At 33.7% G+C, this 23,894-nt stretch carries 15 protein-coding genes; 6 read left to right on the top strand and 9 right to left on the bottom strand.

Features of this window, described 5'->3' with window-relative positions:
- Window positions 1-95: 95 nt before the first annotated feature.
- Together GQR59_RS15780 and GQR59_RS15775 are read left to right on the top strand one after the other, a co-directional pair.
- A complete protein-coding gene (locus GQR59_RS15780) occupies window positions 96-2,681 on the top strand; it encodes an EAL domain-containing protein (RefSeq protein ID WP_160064286.1) in 2,586 nt (861 codons plus the stop codon).
- A gap of 80 nt (window positions 2,682-2,761) precedes the next feature.
- Window positions 2,762-5,821 (top strand): chemotaxis protein CheB, encoded by a 3,060-nt coding sequence (locus GQR59_RS15775; RefSeq protein ID WP_160064284.1) that lies wholly within the window; start codon window positions 2,762-2,764, stop codon window positions 5,819-5,821.
- A 488-nt stretch (window positions 5,822-6,309) separates the two neighbouring features.
- On the opposite strand, the gene GQR59_RS15770 is transcribed toward GQR59_RS15775, so the two are convergent.
- Both GQR59_RS15770 and GQR59_RS15765 read right to left on the bottom strand, forming a co-directional pair.
- Complete coding sequence (locus GQR59_RS15770) at window positions 6,310-8,154, bottom strand: putative bifunctional diguanylate cyclase/phosphodiesterase (RefSeq protein ID WP_160064282.1); 1,845 nt, start codon at window positions 8,152-8,154, stop codon at window positions 6,310-6,312.
- 15 nt (window positions 8,155-8,169) lie between these two features.
- Window positions 8,170-9,285: an FIST C-terminal domain-containing protein gene (locus GQR59_RS15765; protein ID WP_160064281.1), complete on the bottom strand. Its 1,116-nt coding sequence runs from the start codon at window positions 9,283-9,285 to the stop codon at window positions 8,170-8,172.
- Between the two features lie 698 nt (window positions 9,286-9,983).
- On the opposite strand from GQR59_RS15765, the gene GQR59_RS15760 reads away from it, so the two are divergent.
- Together GQR59_RS15760 and GQR59_RS15755 are read left to right on the top strand one after the other, a co-directional pair.
- A complete protein-coding gene (locus GQR59_RS15760) occupies window positions 9,984-11,171 on the top strand; it encodes a potassium/proton antiporter (protein WP_160064280.1) in 1,188 nt (395 codons plus the stop codon).
- Window positions 11,172-11,439: 268 nt separating this feature from the next.
- The gene (locus GQR59_RS15755; protein ID WP_160064279.1) at window positions 11,440-13,923 is read left to right on the top strand and encodes a metallophosphoesterase family protein; all 2,484 of its coding nucleotides are present in this window, start codon (window positions 11,440-11,442) and stop codon (window positions 13,921-13,923) included.
- Window positions 13,924-14,027: 104 nt separating this feature from the next.
- Here GQR59_RS15755 and GQR59_RS15750 read toward each other — a convergent pair whose 3' ends face one another.
- The 7 genes from GQR59_RS15750 to GQR59_RS15720 form a co-directional block, all read right to left on the bottom strand.
- Window positions 14,028-15,521 (bottom strand): tripartite tricarboxylate transporter permease, encoded by a 1,494-nt coding sequence (locus tag GQR59_RS15750; RefSeq protein ID WP_160064278.1) that lies wholly within the window; start codon window positions 15,519-15,521, stop codon window positions 14,028-14,030.
- A gap of 9 nt (window positions 15,522-15,530) precedes the next feature.
- Window positions 15,531-15,986, bottom strand: a complete 456-nt coding sequence (locus GQR59_RS15745) for a tripartite tricarboxylate transporter TctB family protein (RefSeq protein ID WP_160064277.1) — start codon at window positions 15,984-15,986, stop codon at window positions 15,531-15,533.
- Window positions 15,987-16,086: 100 nt separating this feature from the next.
- Window positions 16,087-17,013 carry a tripartite tricarboxylate transporter substrate binding protein gene (locus GQR59_RS15740; protein WP_160064276.1) on the bottom strand — a complete coding sequence of 309 codons (927 nt, stop codon included), beginning with the start codon at window positions 17,011-17,013 and terminating at the stop codon, window positions 16,087-16,089.
- A gap of 440 nt (window positions 17,014-17,453) precedes the next feature.
- A complete protein-coding gene (locus GQR59_RS15735; RefSeq protein WP_160064275.1) occupies window positions 17,454-18,890 on the bottom strand; it encodes a sensor histidine kinase in 1,437 nt (478 codons plus the stop codon).
- Window positions 18,890-19,564: a response regulator transcription factor gene (locus tag GQR59_RS15730; RefSeq protein WP_160064274.1), complete on the bottom strand. Its 675-nt coding sequence runs from the start codon at window positions 19,562-19,564 to the stop codon at window positions 18,890-18,892. The genes GQR59_RS15735 and GQR59_RS15730 overlap by 1 nt, the downstream gene beginning before the upstream one ends.
- A gap of 139 nt (window positions 19,565-19,703) precedes the next feature.
- Window positions 19,704-21,341 carry a phosphoethanolamine transferase gene (locus tag GQR59_RS15725; RefSeq protein ID WP_160064272.1) on the bottom strand — a complete coding sequence of 546 codons (1,638 nt, stop codon included), beginning with the start codon at window positions 21,339-21,341 and terminating at the stop codon, window positions 19,704-19,706.
- A gap of 184 nt (window positions 21,342-21,525) precedes the next feature.
- On the bottom strand, window positions 21,526-21,816 hold the full coding sequence (locus GQR59_RS15720) for a YrhK family protein (protein ID WP_160064270.1): 291 nt from the start codon (window positions 21,814-21,816) through the stop codon (window positions 21,526-21,528).
- A gap of 385 nt (window positions 21,817-22,201) precedes the next feature.
- On the opposite strand from GQR59_RS15720, the gene GQR59_RS15715 reads away from it, so the two are divergent.
- Both GQR59_RS15715 and GQR59_RS15710 read left to right on the top strand, forming a co-directional pair.
- Complete coding sequence (locus GQR59_RS15715) at window positions 22,202-22,534, top strand: hypothetical protein (RefSeq protein ID WP_160064268.1); 333 nt, start codon at window positions 22,202-22,204, stop codon at window positions 22,532-22,534.
- 96 nt (window positions 22,535-22,630) lie between these two features.
- A complete protein-coding gene (locus GQR59_RS15710; protein WP_160064266.1) occupies window positions 22,631-23,890 on the top strand; it encodes a TolC family protein in 1,260 nt (419 codons plus the stop codon).
- Window positions 23,891-23,894: the final 4 nt, after the last annotated feature.

Here is a 23,894-nt window from a genome sequence, read left to right as displayed (position 1 = left end):
TATTGATCAATATTATTTTAATTGAATAACTATGTTATTTTATTTAAATATTTTTTTTGCTAAATTCATCATGAAATTAATACTTCAGAGGTAGTGTGAAATCACAACAAATAAGTAAATCAGATAACTACATACTCGAACATTGTGTTGATAAATTAGCAAGAATTAATAATTCAGACTATGCATTAGGTTTTTTAGTTGAGAATGATTTACCGCCCTATTTAATTAATGTAGATACTCAAACAGTTACTGCTCCTGAACAGCTCTTCGAACCAATTAAAAATAAACTGAATAAAGACTTAACAGATTATTTTATGGATAAGCCGTGTTTATCAGAAGACTTGTTTTGTCATAAAGGACAAGAAAGTGTTTATGATGACTTATTGAATAACGAATACATTGATAATTTACGTTATATTCCAATTGGTGAAGGTAATGAGGTATATGCGGTTATTATCTTAGTCAATATAGAGCTTTCTGTACGTTCAAAAGATCTTATTGATGTAACTCCTTTTTTATTAGCGACTATTACTTTACTTAAAAATAAGAAGCGTGCGGCAAAATCCTTACCTATTAAAACCCGACGTGATTTAACATCCAATAAACTTCAAGATCAAAGTCAAAAGATCTTAGATTCCATGTTAAAAAATACATTTCATCCTACCTTTCTTTTTGATGATGAGTTTAAAGTTTTAAAATCAAATTTAGCAGCGCACCGTTTATTTAACTCGAATTTAGAACGTGGTTGGCCTGTGATGGATAAGTTAATTAACAGCACGTTACCCAGCATTGCGTTTCGTTTATTAACGGCAATTAGTAAAATGTCTTTTTTAGGGCATCTTGATAAGCAAGAATGGCAAAATGTCCCATTAATATTAAATTCATACCAATCTGTCACGGTCGATATTCATTTATTTGACATAGCTTACTTTGGTCGCCAATGTTTTGGCTTGATGATTAACGAAAAAACAGAGGTAGATGTTAATCATGCTGTTTATAACGCAAGTTTACAGCGTTTTAATGCTTTAACTAGTGTTGTACCAATGGCGATATTACAAGTAGATAAAGACTTTAATTGTTCATATGTTAATAAAACGTGGACTAAATATACAAGCCAAAATAATCAACAGTCTTTAGGGAAAGGATGGTTATCATCTATCAAAACCTTAAATACTGATGAAATATTATCTGAAATTATTCGTGCAGTTTCACACACAAACGATTTTAAAGGCGAAATTGAATTAATAACTGTTGCAGGAAAGAGTTTATGGGTTTCGATGAATGCAGTTGGATTATTTAATGATCGTGTTGAGTTAACAGGGTTAATTTTTACTATGTCTGATATTTCAGATGAACGGTCTAATTCTCAAAAATTACAAAAAATGGCCAATTATGACCATTTAACTGGATTATCTAATCGTGCTTTTTTTACTGATCGATTAACGTTGGCATTAGCCAGAGTCCCTCGTCATGGAATAACCGCTTTAATGTTTTTAGATTTAGACCGATTTAAAAATATTAACGACACATTAGGACACCATGTCGGTGATATCGTTATTCAAGAAGTCGCTGAACGTTTAAAATCGGTGGTAAGGGATGAAGATTCGATTGCGCGTTTAGGTGGTGACGAATTTGCTATTATTTTTACAGATATTTCTTCAGAAAATGTCATTTCTCCTATTGCAAATAAAATAGTGAGTGCGGTTAATCTGCCTTTTACTATTGAAAATAAAAGTATGGTCTTATCCTGCAGTGTTGGTGTTTCAATCGCAACCGAGCATAACGTTTCCCCTGCGGATATATTAAGAAAAGCGGACTTGGCTTTATATAAAGCAAAAGATCTAGGACGAAACCAATTTTGTTTTTATGACCCTGTTTTAGAAAAAGATTTATCTCTATTACATTATTTAACCGATGATTTAAACCATCCACAAAAAACAGGCTTTTCTTTTGTGTTTCAACCATTAATGAATGCCAACATTGGCAGTATAATGGGATTCGAAGTATTAGCTAGATGGTCAAATTCAGACATGGGTTTCATCGGTCCAGATGTTTTTATTAAAACCATGGAAGAAAATGGCTTAATACAAAACTTTTCAGAGTGGTTGTTTTATGAAGTGATTATACAAGTCAAAATGTGGATAGCTGAGGGACTGCTTGTTGCCCCTCAAAAAATTGCAGTCAACTTATCTGTTAAGCAATTACATTTGATAGAATTTTCAGACTCTATTATCGCTCTATTTAAAAAAGAAAAAATAGACCCTAGTTGGTTTACCCTTGAAGTGACTGAAACTGCTTTTATACAAGACCCGACGATTGCTGGTGAAAACTTACGCGCACTAAAAGCGGCTGGTTTTTTAATTGCACTTGATGATTTTGGCACAGGTTATTCGTCTCTGGGTTTATTACGTCAGATGCCTCTTAATTACATAAAAATAGATCGCAGCTTTATACAGGATGTTTTACAGGATTCTGGTGCAGAAAAAATTGTATTAGCTATTATTGGTTTAGGAAAAATGCTCGATTTAGGTTTAATAGCGGAGGGGGTTGAAGATATACAAACGAAGGATTGGTTAATTGCACAAGGTTGTATTTGCCACCAAGGTTATTATTTTCATAAACCTTTATCAATAAACAAAGCGAGTGAGTTACTAAAATCTCACAAAAAATCGAATGCTTAACAAGTTAGTCAGACTATTTTTTGTTGATAGTACGCTAATTATAAATCTATTTAATTTAAATTATTCATAGTGAGAAACATGTGACCCAAACTGAAAAAAAAGAAAATTTAGCTCCTTCACATGTTGTTGGTATTGGTACTTCAGCAGGTGGTTTAGAAGCATTACAAGATTTTTTTGGTAATTTACCAAGTGATACTGGTGCGACTTACATTGTTGTTCAACACCTTTCTCCTGACTATAAAAGCATGATGTCTGAATTATTAATAAAATTTACTGATATGCCTATTTTCGAAGTGACAGACAGTATTACTATTGAAGCTAATGCAATCTATTTAATGCCGCCTCGTAAAAATATGTTGATTACTGAAGGTAAGTTATTGCTCTCAGAGCAAATGCCCGATCGGTTACCGCACTTATCAATTGATGTGTTTTTACGTTCTTTAGCAGAAGACCAACAGCATAAAGGTATTGGTATTGTTTTATCCGGTACTGGAACAGATGGCACCCGTGGTATTCGTGCAATGAAAGAAGCTGGCGGATTAGTCGTCATACAAAAACCTGATTCAGCTAAATTTGATGGTATGCCTACTAGCGCATATCAAACAGGTTTAGCTGATATGGTGTTACGTCCAAGTGAAATGGGGAAAAGCTTAGTTAATTTTATGAATCATCCTTCAATAAAAGGGGACTTACCTGTTAGCTCTTTTATTGCTTCTGATGGTGATAATGATGCATTAGCAGAAATTTTTAAAATATTAAAAAACCAATCTTCCATTAATTTTGCACAATATAAACCCTCAACCGTTTCGCGTCGAATTGAAAGGCGTTTAGGCATCAATCAATTAAAAACATTAGATGCTTATTTACGTTTGCTTAATAACTCGCCACGTGAAGTGTCTATTTTAAGCAAAGAGTTATTAATTAACGTGACTCGTTTTTTCAGAGACGATGAAGCATTTGATAAATTAACTACAGTCGCGATACACAAAGTACTAACCTCTGGTAATGGCACCGACCCTATTCGTCTTTGGATTGCAGGTTGCTCATCGGGTGAAGAGGCTTATTCAATTGCTATTCTTTTTGATGAAGCTAAAGAAAAATATCAAATAGATAGGCGCGTTAAAATATTCGCAACCGATGTCGATGAAGATGCTATTGCTGAAGCAAGCACAGGTGTGTATGCCGCTGAAATAGTTCAAGATATATCTAAAGATAGAATAAATAATTATTTTGAGCCTACTGGCAATGCTTATGTCGTATCTGCTAAGTTACGTAAAATGGTTATTTTTGCTCAACATAATATGATTGAAGATCCCCCATTTTCAAACATTAACTTATTAAGTTGTCGAAACGCGTTAATTTACTTCCAACATACTGCTCAACAAAAAGTGTTTTTATCCTTTTATTTTGCATTACAGCAGCATGGTTTTTTATTTTTGGGCAATTCAGAGTCTTTAGGAGAAATGAGCGTTCATTTTGAAGTTGTTGATGAGCGAACTCGCATTTTTCAAAAGGCGAGTGCAGCAAGGTTACCCATGAAGCAACCATCTTCTCTTAAGCAAAATATTGTTAGCCCTATGCTTTCAACCGTTTCAGCAACACAAGTTCATCCGACTAGAATGGTTATTAATAATAAATATAATACGGTGATGGAGCGTCTTATAGAACATTATGCACCGGACAGTATTGTACTGAATGACAATTTTGATGCTGTGCATGTTTATGGTGATATGACTCGTTATACAAAAGGATTAGGACGAGGCAAAGTAAGCATCAACATTAAAGATATGATTTGTGATGATTTGGCTATTGCCGTATCTACAGCATTATATCGTTGCGAAAAAAATGAAGAAGATGTTTTTTATAGTGATGTGGCTTGCACATTTGATGGTGTCGCTACGTTTATAGATCTTGCTGTGTTTATGGTTAAACAAAGTGATCATCAAACTTCCCCTCGTTCATATATTCTTCAATTTATTATTCATGAAGAAGGTGAAGTAGTTAAGAAGTCACCTAAATCCATTACCTTTGATGGAGGTGAGCAATCACTCCAACGTATTTATGATTTAGAGCAAGAGTTAATTAAAAAGCAAGAACACTTGCAAGTGACAATTGAAGAACTAGAAACGACTAACGAAGAGTTACAATCCGCAAATGAAGAGCTCATGTCTTCAAATGAAGAACTGCAAAGCACCAATGAAGAGTTACAGTCGGTTAATGAAGAGTTATATACTGTAAATAGTGAGTATCAAGAGAAAATATCTCAGTTGACTGAGGCTAATATGGATTTGGATAATGTTATCAACTCCACTAATATTGGTATTCTCTTCTTAGATGAGCACTTAACAATTCGTAAATATACACCGCATTCAGCTAATTACATTAATTTACGTACGTCAGATATTGGTCGACCTATTCATCATATATCACATGAATTAGATTATGATGATTTACTGACTCAAATAGAAAATGTAAGTACTAAAGGTGAAGTTGTAGAGCAAGATATTTTAACTAAATCAGGAGAGGCTGCTCTAATACGCATGGCACCTTATACTGTTAATGATGATGAATCTATCTCTCAACAGGGAGTGTTAATCACCATCACTAATATTTCTAGATTGAAATTTATTGAAAATGCGTTGGCACAGTCACAGCAGCAATTTAAAACTTTATTACTTAACCGATCTAAGCGATTACATCACCGTATAGAAATGAATCAGCACGTCACAGTGATGGTGATTGACGATGATGCAATTGACCGCTTACGAGTACAAAGATACTTTAAAGAGTCTGAGGATCGTTCGTACACTATCGTCGAAGCTAAAACACTAGAAGAAGCGATTGAGCTTGCAGGAAGAATGAAAGTGGATGTCTGCCTACTTGATTATCAATTAGGTGCTAATACAGCTGAAGATTTTGTTAAGGCAATGAAATATAAAAATGTCGATACGCCTATTATATTACTGTCTGGTCAAAACGAATCAATAATGGATAAAGAGTTTTTATCAAATGAAATTATTGATGTGATTAGTAAAGACGATTTATCAAAACCTTTATTAATTCGCAGCATCGACTACGTATTAGAACGTAAAGAAATTAAAGATATTGTGCAAAAATTTGAAGTGTCAGAGTTCAGATAAGCTTAAGTGGATGACATTTTATACTGATTACATTAAATAAGTGATCTAAATTTTGTGCAGGAAAAATGACTTAGTTTAAGGCGTAAATTGAGGCCTTTCGAAGATTAACTTCGTTAATCTTCTATCGGTGAATTAACTAAAACATGTTAATTCATTAATGGCTGTTCCCTTTACGAAATTTACAACGAAGAAATAAGTTATTTTAACCAGTAAAATAGATCAGTTAATTAGTGTGATTGGTATTACATTTATAATATAAGCTAAAAAGGCGACGAAATTATACTCTCATCGCCTTTTTTATGTAGAGTGCTGAACATATACTTACTTGATTAAATTTATGAATATTCATGAATAAGTTGCTTGGTTTAACCTATAGAATTTATCCGTTCTTTCCTTATTTTTTAGAGTTAAATGAATATTGAATTTAACTTATAAGTGAGAGAAGTAAGGGGGAAATATAAAAGTTTATCGACCTTTTATCGGTTGTATTATGCGAATTTAGGTGTATTAAAACATTCAATTAATTTATTAAACGTTAAAGGATGACTAAAATAGTATCCTTGATATTGGTAACAGCCTAAGTTTATTAAAGACTCTAACTCCTGCTTAGTTTCTACACCTTCAGCAATGACTTGCATATTTAAGCTTTTAGCCAGTTCTATAATCATACTTGCAATGGCAAGGTTACTGGTATCGGTATTAATATCAGTGACAAAGGAACGGTCTATTTTAAGTAGGCTTGCAGGTAAACGTTTTAAATAAGCTAACGAAGAGTAACCGGTACCAAAATCATCAATTGCGCACTCTACACCAAATTGATGCAGTTTTTCTAAACAGGTGATTGATAAATCAATATCACCCATCATGATACTTTCTGTTATCTCTACCTTTAAATGTTTAGGAGATATTTTATGCTCTTTTACTGCGCTAATAATGGTATCTGCAAAATCATGCTTTGCTAATTGTTTTGCACTTATATTAATTGATATTTGTTTAAATGAGCTTGGTAGAGAGAGTCGTTGTAATTTTTTAATGTCTTCACATGCCTGTTGTAAAACGTAACGACTAATCTGCATTATCAAGTCACTTTCTTCCGCGATAGGAATATAAATAGCAGGAGACTCATAACCGCGTAGAGGATTATTCCAACGCAATAAAGCTTCTGCGCCAATAATATTATTTAAGTGGTCATATTGAGGTTGGTAATGTAGCTCAAATTCGTTAAGGATTAATGCCTGCTTTATTTCTTTGGTGTAACTGATGTAATTATTTAGCTGTTTAGACATGGTTTCATCGTAAAGTAATGCTTTATCCTTCCCTCTTTTGAAAGCCTCATATACTGCTATACTGGCATTTTTAAGGATATCTTGAACTCCTTTTGAGTTGCTATTAAAAGTTTCATAACCAATAAAACAAGATAAAGAAAACCTTCCTTCTACGAACTCAAAGGGGATTTCCATTGCATCCACAATATCGACAATCACTTTATTAATGATCGATTGAGCTTTGATGTTATTAAGAGGTAAATTTTCTATTAATATAATAAACTCATGCCCATTAAACCTGGCGACTATCCCCATTTTATTGATTAATTTTTTCAGTCTAATCGCAGCTTGTTTTAGTACTTCATCTCCTACGTGGTAACCCATTACATCATTGATATTTTTAAACCCAGTTAAATTAATCAGTAATATGGCAGCAGTTTGTTCCTGGTATATACAGTTATCAATTGCTTTAGCTAAAAACTCTTGAATTTTCATTCTATTGTAAAGACCAGTGAGAAAGTCGTGTGATGCTTGGTAAGTTATTTTTTCTTCCACTCGTTTACGGTTTTTTATTTCTATAACAAGGGAGTGATGGTTAATGGCAGCAATCGTGCTAATAGCTAGTTTGTTTAAGACAGGTGTAAGCGCATTTTGAATAGCTTGATCTAAACTTTGTTTTCGTTCAATTGTTAATACACCAAAATCACCTATTTTAAAAAAATGATATAACGTCGATTCAACTTGTTGCTCTTGTGTATTGCTATTGCTATTGTTTTGGAAAAATTGGTTAACTAAAATTGATAAATTTTTATCTTTACTCGATAACAATCCATTTTTTTTCATCGGGAAGCTAACATAATGATTTAATAAGATCTTATTGTTTTTATCTGTTTGGTATGTTGGATTGTTATTGTTATCTTTTATAAGAAAAATATGACTATTAGTGGAATTTAAAGACAGGCTACAAAGGCTCAAAAATTGGTGTAACATTTTTTTTAAGTCGGAATCGTTATCTATTGCTAATACTAATTGATGCTGAATCGACATTATATGCATCGCTATATTCATAAATTTTCCTACCGTTTAAAATGAGCCAAGAACAGTTGATTTATTAAGTAAACGAATTGAACCATTTCCAGTATTTGCTATTTCTCCTAGAGCCATTGCGCCGACTAAACAGGTGTTAGGGAAAGGACTTTGTATCGCTTCAAGCTCATCTCCAATATCTTCACCGAATAATAGATCTCGAGTAACACAGTCAAATAATAAAAGGGTTTTTGATGTACTTTGTTGTGCTACATCTCGCGCTGTTTTGTCACTTGCAATAATCATTTTATTTCGATTGCTGTGTAATAAATACACCATCGAATTAACTGGTACATTTCCTACACACTCTAAATAAGATCCATTTGTTTGTAATGGATCCCTTACCAATATATCTCCATCTAATGACATTATGCCTAATGGGTAATGTTTGGAGAATTCAGCAAAAAAATCGGTTGGTAAAGGTGACTTTATTTTGTTTTGAATAATTTCTTTGTATAACTCAAAAGTAGGTCGGTAATTTAATGAGTGAACATAGTGCCCTTCAGAAGAGGTGACTAAATAAGGGCCATCTAAAACTTCCCAACCATGACCGATACTATTTTTTATTGGACAAGGAAGTGCGATTACTTGTGTTGCGTTACTAATCAACCCTTGGTTGGTAAAAATAACCGGATGAGATAATAAATCCAATGAACCAGCTCCTCCTCCAATCGCAGATATGCCAGAACCCATGTAATCATAAAAGTGGTCGGTAAAGTTTTCACATTGATTGCAAAATGCATCGGAGATGATGATAAAGTTTTGGTAGTTTTCTATTTGTTGGCTTTTTATTTGAATATAAGACTTTAAATCAGCATCTGAGTCAGCCAACATGGAATAATTTACCACTTTACAGTGAACCATTAATCCTAAAACAATCGCTCCTTGTGAGTAACTTTTATTTTTATATATGATTTTAGGAAATACCGCGCCACACAGCGAAACAGTGTATTGCTGTAACACTTCTTTTGATTTTTCTTGATTGTAATTATTGTCGATACAAGTCAATAATAATACGGTTTTAGCGCCTTCTTCAACGACACTATTGATTGCTTTATTTAATTCACTTAAAGATGAGCTGTCTGTAAATTTTATGATAGAAGTCGTTGGCATAACGTCTATTCCTAATTTTATAGTACCAATTTTTGGAGTTAATATGATTAAGTGATAAATTGATGAAATAAAAGTATATCTCACTATATCTAATTTTAAGTATTAATAATATAAGCTTATGACCTTCCTTGTTTCTTTGTGATTGGTAACACTCTCGTTCATTGTAAAGTTTGATCGGCGTTTGTATTTTTTGAGTGCAAGAATGAAGTTAAATAAAATAAGCAGGTAGTGTTAGCTTGCTTTTTAAAGTCGTTAAAGAATCCTTAAAGCCATACTAAAATTTGTTGATTTTAGGGTATGGCCTTTTCGATAAATAAGTGAATTGAATCGTATTTAATTTATGATGTGTTTTTATTTTTTAATCTTCACTATGAAGATTTTTAACTTGTTGTTTTTTATTGATTTTATTTTTTTATTTAAATGTGCATTACTACAATTAAACATTTTATAAATATAAGTCTTGTAGATATTATGTATAATTAATTTGATATAAGTCACTGCTTAGTTTAAATTTTTTTCTCTAATTTAAGCTATCTATTAATCATTACCTTTTCATTGCAAGTCTATACATTATTCTGTGATTTAATTTTTTCAACCGTGAAATCAAAGTTGTATTAATCGCAAATAATTTTTAAAAAATGTAAATAAACCATAAATAACTCTTAGTAAACATTCAAAAAAAGGAAAAAAAAGAAATAATGTCATATCAACTTATACTAATTTGTATTGCCGCTTTGATTGGAATTGGTATTCTTTTACATCATCCATCGCGGACTTTTGGTATCCCATCTTTACTCATCTTCATGGGGGTTGGTTTATTATTTGGTAATGGCGAGTTCAATTTTGTATATGACAATTTTGCTTTAACGTCTTTAGTAGGCAGTATTGCACTGAATATTATTGTCTTTGTTGGTGGCTTAAATACGTCCAAGGAAAGTGTCCGGGTGGCCTATCGAGAAGGTGGCGTCTTATCGACATTAGGGGTGTTATTAACGACGTTATTTTTCTCTGTGCTACTCTCTTATACTTTAGACTTTTCCTTTATTCATTGTTTGTTATTTGCTGCGATTGTTTCCTCCACGGATGCCGCTGCTGTATTTTCAATTCTTCAATCTAAAAAAATTAAATTGAAAGAACAAACGGATACCGTTTTAGAGTTTGAATCTGCTACTAATGACCCGATTGCTCTTATATTGGTAGTGTTATTAACTCAGCTTGCACTTGCGCCTGATAATGCAGTTTCTGCTAGTCAAATTAGCATTGAGCTCGTTACACAAATATTCAGTGCGCTCGTTGTTGCGTTTGTTGTTGGACGTGTTGCGGTATGGTTGCTTAATCATATTAAGCTTGAAGAATATGGCCTGATTCCTGTCTTTGTTTTAGCCAGTTTTGTATTAGCAACTTACGGCAGTGAGTTCATTGGCGGTAATATATTATTAGCATCTTATGTTGTGGGTGTTGTGATGGGCAATGGTATTAAACGTGGAAAAGAGATGACTAAACATTTCTTTAATAGTTTGTCATGGTTGGCCCAGGCCTTAATGTTTATTGCACTTGGATTACAAATATTCCCTCATCATTTATTTGAGGTATTGTATGCTTCGCTATTACCTGCTGTTTTACTGATCTTTGTAGCAAGACCGTTAGCGGTGCAGATTTGTTATTTATTCTTTCCTAAAGCAAGTTGGAGAAAGCGTTTATTTATCTCTTCTATTGGCCTTAAAGGGGCAACACCTATCGTGTTTGCTCTTATTCCTGCCGCTGCTGGCGTGAGTTCTTCATTGACGATAGTTAATATGGTATTTTTTATTGTGCTTATTTCCGTTTTCTTCCAAGGAGCAGCTATTGAACCTCTGGCAAAAAGATTGAAGCTTAATATTAGATAAACGCAATTATTGAATTACTTTATAGCATCTTTCAAATCTATTACTTCCGGTTCAGATTCACTAGGAATAATGAAAAAAGTTATTTTGTGGCTTTTAATTGTTAATGCACACTCTATTTATGCGCCCATATTTAGATCGTATTATTTGTTAACTTGATTGTTATATTCCTATCATTAATTTGTCATATCTATCCTTTAATGTACTGCTTTCAATATTCAGTTATTTCTAAAATAATTGTAAACTGTAAATCAGATGATAGGTAAATATAATGATAAAGGATATACATAAAGCTATTTTTATTGCTACAGCTGTCAGCGCTTTAAGTGCTTGTGGTGGTGATAGTAAGGGGAGCTCTGAAACTACCAAGGAAGTCACTAGCTTATCAACAAAAGGAGCGAATATACTCGCAGAGAATAACAGTGGTAATGTATGGCGATTTGCTGTTATTCCCGATACCCAAGGTGCTTACGATGATGATTATACACAAACCATTACACATACATTTGATAATATAACATTATCAATAAAGATCGGTTATGACGTCAATAATGATGGTATTTTTGATGGTGAAGGTTGGAAAATTGATGTGTCTGACCCATACAATACATTCTTTGCTGATGAAAATGGTGATGCGCTAGCTGATGGTGATGCACCTGTCGCAATTGCATCTAATGAACGATCTGATAATCCTTACGACTTCAAGCACTTACCTTCATTAATGATTGAACCGATTATCACTAAAATTAAGAGTGAAGGAGTTTCTATTGTTTTAGCTGTAGGGGATATGACTGACCTACGTACCGAAAATGAATATGTAGAGTGGATGGACAAAGTAGCTACACCGCTTACTGAAGCTGGGATAACAGTCTTACCCGTTCGTGGTAACCATGAAGTTGTTGACGGTAATGATTGGTTAAGTTGGTTCACTACTGAAGTTGATACAACGGATCCATCATCAGTAAATAACATGGACAATGATATTGATGCCTATACAGACTCGGACTCTGAAGAATACGACCAAGGTTATAACTTGTATCAGCAGTACCCAGGAACATTATTAACTGCAGGTTTAGCTAGTGGTGATATTGTTGGTTATGAAGGCATTGAAGATTTAATGTATTACACAATACAAAATAACACTTTATTTATTGCTATCGATTTTTATGCAAGTGACTTGGTTTCGGTCAGTTATGAAGGTACATGGCTATTGATTTATAGCTGGTTAAAAGATGTGTTAGAAGAAAATTCTTCGAAAGTCGATCATATTGTCATGTTTGGTCACGAAGCACTATCAACTAAAAAGCGTCCTTCTGTTTATGATTATGATGAGTACTTTGATTATATCTCTTCATTGAGTGACGATGATGACGACGAAAGTACTGAACCAGGTATTTTAGGTCTGGATACTGGCCAGTTAGGTTACTTAGCGTTACAAGATGAATCATCACCAGGTCTGATGAATAACGTACTCAATCTACTGAGTGAATATAAAGTGAATTACATTGCGGGCCATGACCACCAGTATTCACGTAGTATGATTCACCCTGATATCTCTGATACTTCTGTTGGCTTTACACAAATAGTTGCAGGTAACGCATCTTGGAAGGCTTATAATAATCGCTATGGTGTTAATAGCGCTTATGAAACGGGTTTAGCGCAAGATAATTTTGTACAGGTTGGGGACTATGAAGGAACTAATAGTCAGTATACTAAACAACTAACTAAGTATGAAAAATCGAATAAGATTTCGTTTGTTATTGTTGAAGTGAATGACCGTCAAATCACTTTTAAAAACTATTATGCTCCGGTCAATTTCTCTGAAGCTGACTTAAATATGGGAACGTACTGGGATGAAGAACAAGATGCTTGGGTACAATATGACGTTGATGCAACAACGGGTGAAACCGTTGAAGAAATTATCGACATTGAGTGGAGTTTAGGTGATACAGCAAGTTATACAAGTGATGCATTACAGCGAATCGTTTCACCGTATGAATCTTATTGGACAACCACGAGTACACCAGACGAAGAGGGATACATTGGTACTGAAGCGGCTATATTAGACGGGTATAACCTAACCTATAACAGTGTTGAAGTACTAGAAACAGATTCAGCAGGTAACAAGCAAACGGGTAGTGATGTTAACTATCAAGACGAGTTAGGAACAGGTAAAGGTGAATACACTAGCTTTGCTGATACTTACAATATTTCACGCAACGAAGACGCTATGAACGAGTTATTATCATTGAGTTGGTTTGCTGATAATAATGAAACTACTGTGTCTGATATTTTGTTCATTAATGGTAATTTGAATCAAGATGGTAGTTATAAAAATACCAATGGTTTTGTACAAGATACCTCTCCATCTGAATTATTTTATGATAAAGATGCAGTTGAAAGAGATAATCCAACTAATGTTATTCGTGATGGTGTGGTCAGTGATAATGATCAAGCTGATGCAATCACTCTTGCAATGACTGCTCCTGAAGGTGCTGAGTTATCAACATTAACTATCGGTCGATATAATGAAACCAGTGGTGATTGGGAAGAGTTCCTTGATGATAGTTGTTTCACTGCTACGGCTTACTCAGATGATTTCAGTGTAATGTATGGTTCTGGAACGGGAAGTGTGCCGAGTGATGTTGCTGATAGTTGTGCAACTTACATATGGGGCTATAACTACAATAATAATACAGTTTGGGGATTTACTCACCAAGATGGTCGTTATGCATTAATTGTAAATACCAAATAATTAATGAGCGCATTGCGATGAATGATTAAAAGAAAAGTAGCAAATACATATGATGTCATTTGCTACTTTTCTTTATTTCTAAATATAAACCTCTCATAATAAAATTATTTTTTCTCTTCTGCTAAACGCTCTTTCTTTTTCAGTTTAATAGTTGAATAAACAGAGAAAACAGCGAATAGAATAAAGGCTAGTGCAATTGGACGATCATACAAGAACGACCAACTACCTTCATACAAGATCAAGGATTTTCTTAAGTTTGTTTCTGCCATTGGGCCTAATATTATCGCTAATAAAATAGGTGACGATGGGATATCTAGTTTATTTAATATAAAGCCTAATAAGCCAAATGTAATCGCAATACCTACATCAAACATAGAGTTATTAATTGCGTAAGCACCAATAACAGATAGGAAGATGATAATAGGGATCATAATTATTTTTGGTACTTCTATAATACGGCAGAAGAATCTGATACCTAGAAATCCAATAATTAGCATGACTATATTTGCTACAATCATCGAGCTAAAAATACCATAAACAATTTCAGGATTTTGAGTAAACAATAATGGACCCGGTGTTAAACCTTGAACAATTAAAGCCCCTAACAATACTGCTGAAACCGCATCACCCGGTACACCTAATGTTAATAAAGGTACTAATGAACCACCGGTTACTCCATTGTTGCCTGATTCCGCGGCTGCTAAACCATGCATTGAACCATTACCAAATTCTTCTGGATTTTTAGCAACACGCTTTGCTTCGTTGTAACAAGCAAAAGCTGAAATATCAGCCCCAGCGCCAGGCACTGAACCAATTGAGGTACCGATAAGACCACTCTTGATCGTTGTAGGTAAAATCTTCTTAAAATCTGAAAAACTCAATAGTTTATAATCAAACTTAGGAGGAATGTCTTGTTTATCACTAGATAGCTTTTCTAATTGATTTAAACCTTCTGAAATGGCAAATAAACCGATTAATACAGGGATAATATTAATCCCACTATAAAGATCTAATATACCAAAGGTAAAGCGAGGTACACTACTGATAGGGTCTAAGCCAACCATAGACACTAATAAGCCGATAGTCCCTGCGAGTAGACCTTTCATGATATTTTTAGCTGAAACGCTCGCAATAATAGTTAAGCCAAACAGTGCAAGTGCAAAGTATTCAGGTGCATTAAATCGCAGTGCAAAATCTGCCAATATGGGTGCAATAGCAATTAATACAATGGTACTAATTAAACCACCAATAAATGATGCCACGGCAGCGATACTCAACGCTTTTGCCGCAAGACCTTTGATAGCCATTGTATGACCATCAAGTACCGTTGCTGCCGAAGCAGGGGTACCTGGTGTTTTTAATAAAATAGCGGCGATTGAACCACCGTAAATACCACCAATATAAACCCCAATTAACATAACAAGTGCCGGCGTAGGGGCCATTCCAAAAGTGAAAGGCAATAATATTGCTACGCCCATGGTTGCCGTTAAACCAGGTAACGCACCTAATATAACGCCACCTAATACACCAAAAACTAATACTGGGAAAACAGCTAGACTAAAAGCATCTGCAAACCCATTAAATAAATATTCCATCATAATAATAACCTAGAAAAAGAGTAGACCTTCCGGTAGTGAAATAATAAAAACTTCACTAAAAAGAAAATAAATAGCAAATACAAATACCCACGCAGTGACGTAATAAAGTGGTTTTTTAATACGATAAAAGAGAAGGTAATAAGTGAAACCAATTAGACTTGCAGGTAAGTAACCAACAAGCGTAATCAACACGGCATAACCAATTAAAAAAGTGAAACCAAAGATGGAGTGGCTTGAAATCAGTGTTATTTCTTTTTGTGGTGTTGGTGGTTTTTGTTTTTTCTTATATTGAATGATTAAAACGCTACATATTATTATTTGAATAATAGCAATTACTGCTGGAAAGAAACCAGCACCTACAGGTGCATCTTGATACCTAGGCTCTTCGAATTGCGAAATGAGCACTAAAAAAACGAGGCTCAAAAATATCACTAGGCTTGGGAAGAAAATGTTGCGATTGAGCATAATAAACTCTCTAATAAACACAAATTTGTTAAGTAATATGAAACGGTAAAAGCCAAGGTAAATGCCTTGGCTTCGATTGATACGGTTTAACTAATAAAGCTTATTTAATAAACTTGCTAAGTAATTCAGTATCTTGTTTTACAAAGTCAGTGAACTCTTGCGCTTTAAGAGGGTGAATAGTCATTGCCCCTTTAGACATAAACTCTTTAAATTCAGCTGAAGCCATTGCTTGGTCAAATGCATTACCTAAGATTTCAATGATTTCATCAGGCGTATCTTTAGGTGCGCCAATGCCACGCCATGTACCCGTTGTAACATTAAGACCTTGTTCTTTTAATGTTGGTACATCTGGAATGTAAGAAATACGCTCTTCTGACATAACACCTAATGCTTTAAGTTGACCTGAACGTAATTGAGCAATTGCTTCACCAGGCGTTACCATTGTTACTTGTGTGTGATGACCTAATACTGAAGGAATCGCTTCTGAAGAGCCGTTGTATGGCACAGCATTAAGTTTGATGTCTTGGTCTTGCTCTAATGCCATTAAGTAAAAGTTTGGCGCTGCCGTTGAAGCGAATTTTACTTTTCCTGGCATTTTTTTAGCTTCTGCTACTAAATCATTAACTGTGTTAAATGGGCTATCTGCAGGCACTAAAATAACTGCTGGATCTAAGTTAACCATGCGAATTAGTTTGAAGTCGTCTGCAGTATTTTGCATTAATCCCATTTGTGGTAACGAAGCAATTTCACGTGTTACAACAGTAAGGGTATAACCGTCAGCACGTTGACGAGCACCAAAACTCATTCCTACTGCACCTGCACCACCTGTTCTATTCATTACTGAAATACTTGTGCCTAGAATATCTTTAGCGCTATTAGCTAATGTACGACCTACTGCATCTGTACCACCACCTGCACCGAATGGCACGATTAAACGTATGTTTTTTGAAGGGTAATCAGCTGCAAAAGAGCTTGCTGACATAAGTAAGCCTGCGCTAATTAATGCAGTTTTAAATAGTTTTTTCATCGTTACATTCCTTTTTAAGGGCTAAAAATTAATTGCTTATATTTAGCTTTATCTGTCTATCATTCCGAGCCATCTCAAGTTTTTTGAAAATGCACTTTTAATTTGAATAAAAATATTATTGATAAAGCTTAAATTGTTACTTTAAAGTTTTTATGTTGTTAAAACTTTATTAAGGAAAGAGTAAAGGAAGAAAAAATTTATTAGCATTACATAGGTCACGAAAGCAGGGGATAAAATGTGTGCTTGATCGTGTAATTGGTTTTTTTTCACTATTTCACACATTATTTTTCAAAATAAATCACAAATAGTCTTATTTTATACTTTTATTTTTGTGTTTTTTTTAAACAAATATTGCTTTTAAAGCGACAGAATAATGTATTTTCATTAAAAAATGATAATTGGTAAACCAAATTTCAAGAGAAAGTTATCGTTAGCTTCGTTTAACTGAGTTCAATTTTGTTAAGTGTGAGTCTAAATTCTATAATGTCAGGTGTAGGAAGCATTGCTTTAATTTCGTAGCTGTTAATTGAACACAGTTTTTCAACGATAGCGAGTCCTAATCCATAATGATCATTCTTAGTTCGTGATGAATCTACTTGATAAAGTGGTTTAAATATTTTATTTAACTGCGCTTCTGATATTGAATTGGTTAACCTATTTTGTAGTATTATATAAATTGTTCCTTGGTTTGTTTTGGCAACCTCTAAATTAATCTCTGACTGCTCAGGGCTATGAAAAATCGCATTATTTATTAAGTTAGTCATAATAATATTAAAGCTAACGATATCTAAATTAACAGTTGTTCCTAACAATGTGTTTTTGATATTTATTCTTTCGTAAGCATTGGTTTGGTTACTTTGAATAAATGAAAGGACTTCATTTATTTCTTCGCTTAATACTACATTTTCGTTTTGTCGCTTTAACAAATATTCGTCACTTTGATTTAACATCATCAGGTTATTTACTATGTGTTTCATACGTTGTGCAATAGACAACATATCCTCAGAATAACTGTCTGCGATTCGATGATCATTAGGGTATTGAATATGTAATTCACTGAGACTAATGATCTCTGCAATTGGCGTTTTAAGTTCATGTGCAATATCAGCCGATAAGCGTTGCTCTTCTTGTAGCGTTTGCTGAGATAGTTCAATAAAGCGTAATAACTCTGCTCGTATTGGTGCTATCTCGATATGTTCATCGGTTAGCTTTCTAAGAGACGAGGTTGATTTATCCACTTTCAAGTGGGCTATCTCGTCATTGAGCAATAGAAGTGGCTTTAAACCTTTATCTATTTGAGAAATAACAAGATAACGCATACCAATAATAAAGGTAATAAAAACTAGCCAGAATACAATATCAAGAGCAAGCAATGCCCAAGACAAATCTTCATCGGATACGGTGACGGTGAAGAAAGCGGTATGTTGGAAAGGGGCAACTTCACCCCTTAGTCGACTTGGTACTTGTGGATGAAAGTAGCTCATGATAGAACGACCTGTACGCCCATCAGGTAATTCAACATTAATGATTTTAAAAGTATTAATAGTGAGATCTTGTTTGGCAAGTTGTTCTTCTGGGTATTCAGCTAAAGATTTAGAACGCTCGAAGGGTTTGTTATCGACCCATAGTTGAAAGTATTGTATTTTATTTGCATCGACAAACTCTGGCATAAATTCATCTGAAAAATCAAACTCTACACCTTGAGGGTGAACTTCTATTAATGTTTTTAAATAATTTGATTTAGTGACTAGTGATTCATCAAACTTTTCATTAACCCACCCATCTAAAATAATATCGATCGCTATAAAGATAGTGAAAATTATGATCGCAGGAATGATGGTAATGGCGCGAACGATATCTTTTTTAATCGATTTCATTACGATTGCTCAACTAAATAACCAAAACCACGTCTATTTTTAATAGGTAATATACCACCTACTTGTTTAGCTTTTCTTCTGACGGATGAAAGGTGTGCTTCAATACTATTTTTAGATAGTTCGTCAAAGTGACCAACTACAGATTCACTTATTTTACTGGTACTAACTACGTTACCTTTAGCGCTGAAAATAACTTCAATAATTTTGAATTCATGTTTAGTGAGGTCAATGAGATGATTTTGGTAAGCAAAGCTTTTTTGTTGAGTATCCAGTACAAAGTCATCCTGTTTGATGACATTGTTAAAGTGAGATATTTCGCCTCTTTTTTGAATACTCATGATACGTGCATGTAATTCATCAAAAGAGAAAGGCTTAACCAAGTAATCATCAGCGCCTGCTAATAAACCATTTACTCTGTCATCTACAGTAACTCGAGCTGAAAGAATAATGACTTTACTGTGTATATTGGCTTGGCGAATTGTTTTTAAAAGCGTCATACCATCAATATTAGGTAACATGAGATCTAAAATAATCAGGTCAAACTGGTTATAAAGTGCAAGGTTTAGCCCCTCACTACCATCCCCAGTTGCTTCGACAGTGAAGCCTAAATTACTTAGCCCGACGATTAAACTTCGACGTAAATGCTGGGAGTCTTCAACGACTAAAATTTTCATTTATTATCTCTATTATTGGTATTCGTAACGATAGTATTATCGAATGCCTAGTAACTATTACTTATTAACCACTACTTATTAACTACTACTTATTAAATTACCTTTTCTAATCTATGCTCTATAACTTATGTTTTACAATTTATGCCTTACAAGAGAAGGTAATATCTAAGTCTTTATTTTTCTGTGTTGTGTTGACACCGTAAAAGCCCAATAAGGTATGAAATAAATTATCATGCGATACGAAATCATTTGCTGCTTTTTGCTGTAAACATGATTTATCAAGCGCTTTACTTGTAAAGTAAGCATCATTTGCCCACATAAACCAAGGTACATGTGTTTGTTCGTAAGGAGCAACTACATAAGGCGTACCGTGTAGATATAAACCATTTTCACCTAATGATTCACCGTGATCAGATAAGTAAAAAAGTGCCACGTTATATTGTTCTTGGTACTGTTTAAGTAATGTAATCGTTCCAGCTAACACATAGTCAGTATATGCGATGGTATTATCATAAACATTAACGATTTCTTGGTCGCTACAATTTTCAATATCACTTCGTTCACAAGCGGGTTTAAACAAGGTTTTGTCTTTTGGGTAGCGTTGGTAATAAGTAGGACCATGGCTTCCAATTAAATGCAATGCAAACAGCTTATCTTTATTAGGTTGTTTCGCTATTAAACGAGGGAGTTGACGCAATAATACTTGATCATAACAGCTATGTTTATTGCATAAGTCGCTATTTTCACTTTTGTTTATGTCTATTTTATCAAGATTTTTTGCTACTTGCTTGTCGCCACCATCGTTATCTATCCAATGTACTTCTACTCCTGCATGGCTGAGTATATCTAACAGGTTATCTTGATTGTTCGCTTTTTGTTTGTTGTAACTTGTACGACTCATATTTGAGAATAAACAAGGTAACGATACCGCGGTAGCTGTGCCACAGGTTTGAACATGCTTAAATGAAATCAACCCCATATTTTCTGTGTAAGGATTGGTATTCCGCTGGTAGCCATTATAAGTAATATTTTGTGAGCGCGCTGTCTCACCAACAACAAAAACCATCAATGTTGGTTTGTGATTATCGGCTGGTGTTATTATCGCATCTTGCCCTAGTGGTAAATATGGCACTGCTTTATTGAAATAGCTTTTCTTAATATACTTGTAAGTATTGTAAACATGAGCTGGGTTTATCATTTTATTTAAGTAAGCATTATTACGTCCAATAGAGGCATAATCTTTATAATAAAACATCGCAATTAATAAGATAATTAATATACCGCTACACAACAATACTGCTTTCATAAATAGCATTTTTAATAGACTGTCGTTGTAAGTGACTTTTACTTTTAATAACAATAAAGAAGGTAATAGGCCGAGCACAATAAACCAAATAACAGAGCTGATATTCAAATAAGAAATACTCTCTCCACTGTTCGTTTCAAAAATATTTTCAACCATGGTGTAATCAAATATTACGTTATATTTACTACTTGCATAAAATGCGATAGCAGATGAAATAACCAATGGAATAAAAATTATTTTAAATAAATAAGGCCAAGCTAATAGACTGAAGATAACCAGAAAAGCAGCGAACAGTAAAATGTAGCTTATTAAATATAAAGGAAAATCATAGTCAGATAAGGCGTATACCTTCTGGATAATAGGTTGGTTAAAGACGACAGAAAAATAAATGGCAAGTAAAATGACAAGCGTATTAATATTTAAAGAGAGTTTATTTAAACAAGTGATTTTTTTAAGATAATTGATTTTCATGGATATTTCCGCACTATAAAATAATATGGAAATGTTATGTTTGTAAGCTTAAGGTTGGCTGAAGAGAAACTGAAAGTTTACTGAGTTTTTTAAGTGGAGTTTAATCCTTTTTAAATCATAAATAAGTTGTTACAGCCATTTTATTAAAAATGTTTAAATAAATAATATTAAGACGTTAGCTGTTTTAAATGTCACTGTTTTTTTTATTTTGGTTCTTTTTAGAGTCATAAATTTTCTTCACATGTATCAAGCTAATTAGTTTTAAAACAGGTTTTATCAACAGTTGGGCACTGCCAACGATAAATAACCAAGTACCACTTTGCACAAGAGAATCAGAGAGGAAGAAAAAACTACCAATTAAAAACCACACGGCAATGAAAAAATCATTTATTGCTCCTAAAGCCTCATATCTTCGTTGTGTAATGATATGTTGTTGTCCTAGATCTAATTCCATAGGATTATTGTCTGAATTCATAGTTTTCCATTAATGTTTAAATTGAATGAGATGATAGAAGAATTATTTACATTTCTTTGTTATTGAATACCGAATTTATTGTAAATAAATGCAGTCAATAAAGTATATTGTTGACTAGAGTGAATCAATACTCATAGAAATCAACCTTTTTAAGATAAATCAGAGGTTGCTGAGAAATCGTTTTAAGATATTTTAAGATATTTTAAGATATTTTAAGATATTTTAAGATATTTTAAGATAAGACTCTATTTTTAAAGTTATTGTTTGACCTTACCCCTAGGGGAAGCTTTATCTTTAATAATTAATAAAGTCATATTTGTCGTTATGGCTATTATAAATTTAGACACTTAATAATCACTGATAGATAAAGAGCAGCATTGAGTTAATGAAAAAGCTTATCACTTTACTTTTAATATTGACGATTCAAATTACTTTTATGCAAAAAGTAATGGCTTCTGTATCGCTATCTAAAAGTGAAAATCCATCAGTAACTTATTGCAAAATGATGATGGACTCTGGTCATTGTAATACTGAAATGATGAGCATGAATGATTGTCAAAATGATTGTGACATGATGAATGTTGTTTCTGTTACTCACTTTATTGAAAATAAACAGCTTCTCTCATTGGTTTATAGCCAATTTAATTATCCCTCTTTGAATATTTCCCCACTTATTCCCCAGCCTACAAGTCTTTATCGTCCTCCATTATTTAGTTAATTTTTTAAGCCGTGATCTCTTTATTTTTTGAGATGGCGCAATTCAGTATTTTAAAAGATTAATTAGTTACCCATTCACTGGGTAAAAGGAAAACAGATGAAAATCTTTAATCTATCTGTGCTGTTATGCACAGTGGTTACATTGCATGTTTCTGCGTTGTCATTACAAGATGCACAGCAGATTGCATTACAAGACGATCCAGGACAACAAGTTTATGAAGCACAACAAGCCTCATTAATTGCAAAGGGTAATAGCAGTGCAACATTAGCGGACCCTACAATAAAGCTAGGGGTAGCCAATTTACCAACAGATAGTTTTTCACTCGATAATGAGCCAATGACCCAGTTAACAGTGGGGATTGCTCAGCAATTTAGCCGTGGTGATTCATTAGCTATCTCTAAACAAGGCTTTCATTTACAGTCGGAAACGGTTGTTTTTCAAGGATTAGAGCGCCGTTTATTAGTGAAAAAAACAGTACGTGATTTATGGTTAAACATCCTTTTTATTGAAAAATCTATTCAATTAGTCAGCCAAAATAAACAGTTATTTAACAGCCTTTATCAAGACTTAGAGTCACAGTATTCATTAGGTCTTATTGAAAATGAAGATCTCATTAATGCAGATATTGAACTGGGATTATTAGATGAAAAATTAGCTAAATTATCACAGCATTCATTGACTTATCGTAGTTTATTAAGTGAATGGATAGGGCAATTAGCTTATCAAGAATTACCAACCACTATACCAGCTTGGGCTGATACCTTAACTTATATCAAGGCTAGTGAAACACGTAATATAGAGCATTATGAATTATTAACTAAGCATCCTAAGGTATTAGCATTAAAGCAAAATATTTTAGTGGCTGATAGCGGTGTTGATTTAGCAAAGCAGAATTATAAGCCAAGCTTTAAAGTTGAATTAGGTTATGGACATCGTTTGTCTGAGTTTGATAACGGTAGTGCTCGACCTGATTTACTGAGTGGTTTTGTTTCTATGGACTTGCCAATTTTTACTGATCAACGCCAAGATCAACAAATGATTGCTGCAGTACATAACAAAGGTCAAAAACAAGCGGAACATCGCCTTTTAATACGTCAACTCAATGCTCAACTTAAAGCTGAAATTGTTAATTATCAGCAGCTTGCTTCGCGTCAATTACGTTATAAAAATAGCTTATTAAAGCAAGCTAAGTCACGTGCTGAGGCTTTAGTACAAAGCTATCAATCAAATACTCGTCCCTTTATTGACGTCATTCAAGCTTATATGGATGAATTGAATCTCTCTATTGAATATCAACAACTCTATTTTGATGGCCTGAAAAGCCTTTCTAAAATTCGTTATTTTCAGGCACTTTAAGGAA

This window comes from Psychromonas sp. L1A2 (assembly GCF_009828855.1).
Taxonomy (GTDB): Bacteria; Pseudomonadota; Gammaproteobacteria; order Enterobacterales; family Psychromonadaceae; genus Psychromonas.
Note: the sequence above shows the minus strand (reverse complement) of the source record. Positions and strands in the feature narration are given on the sequence as shown.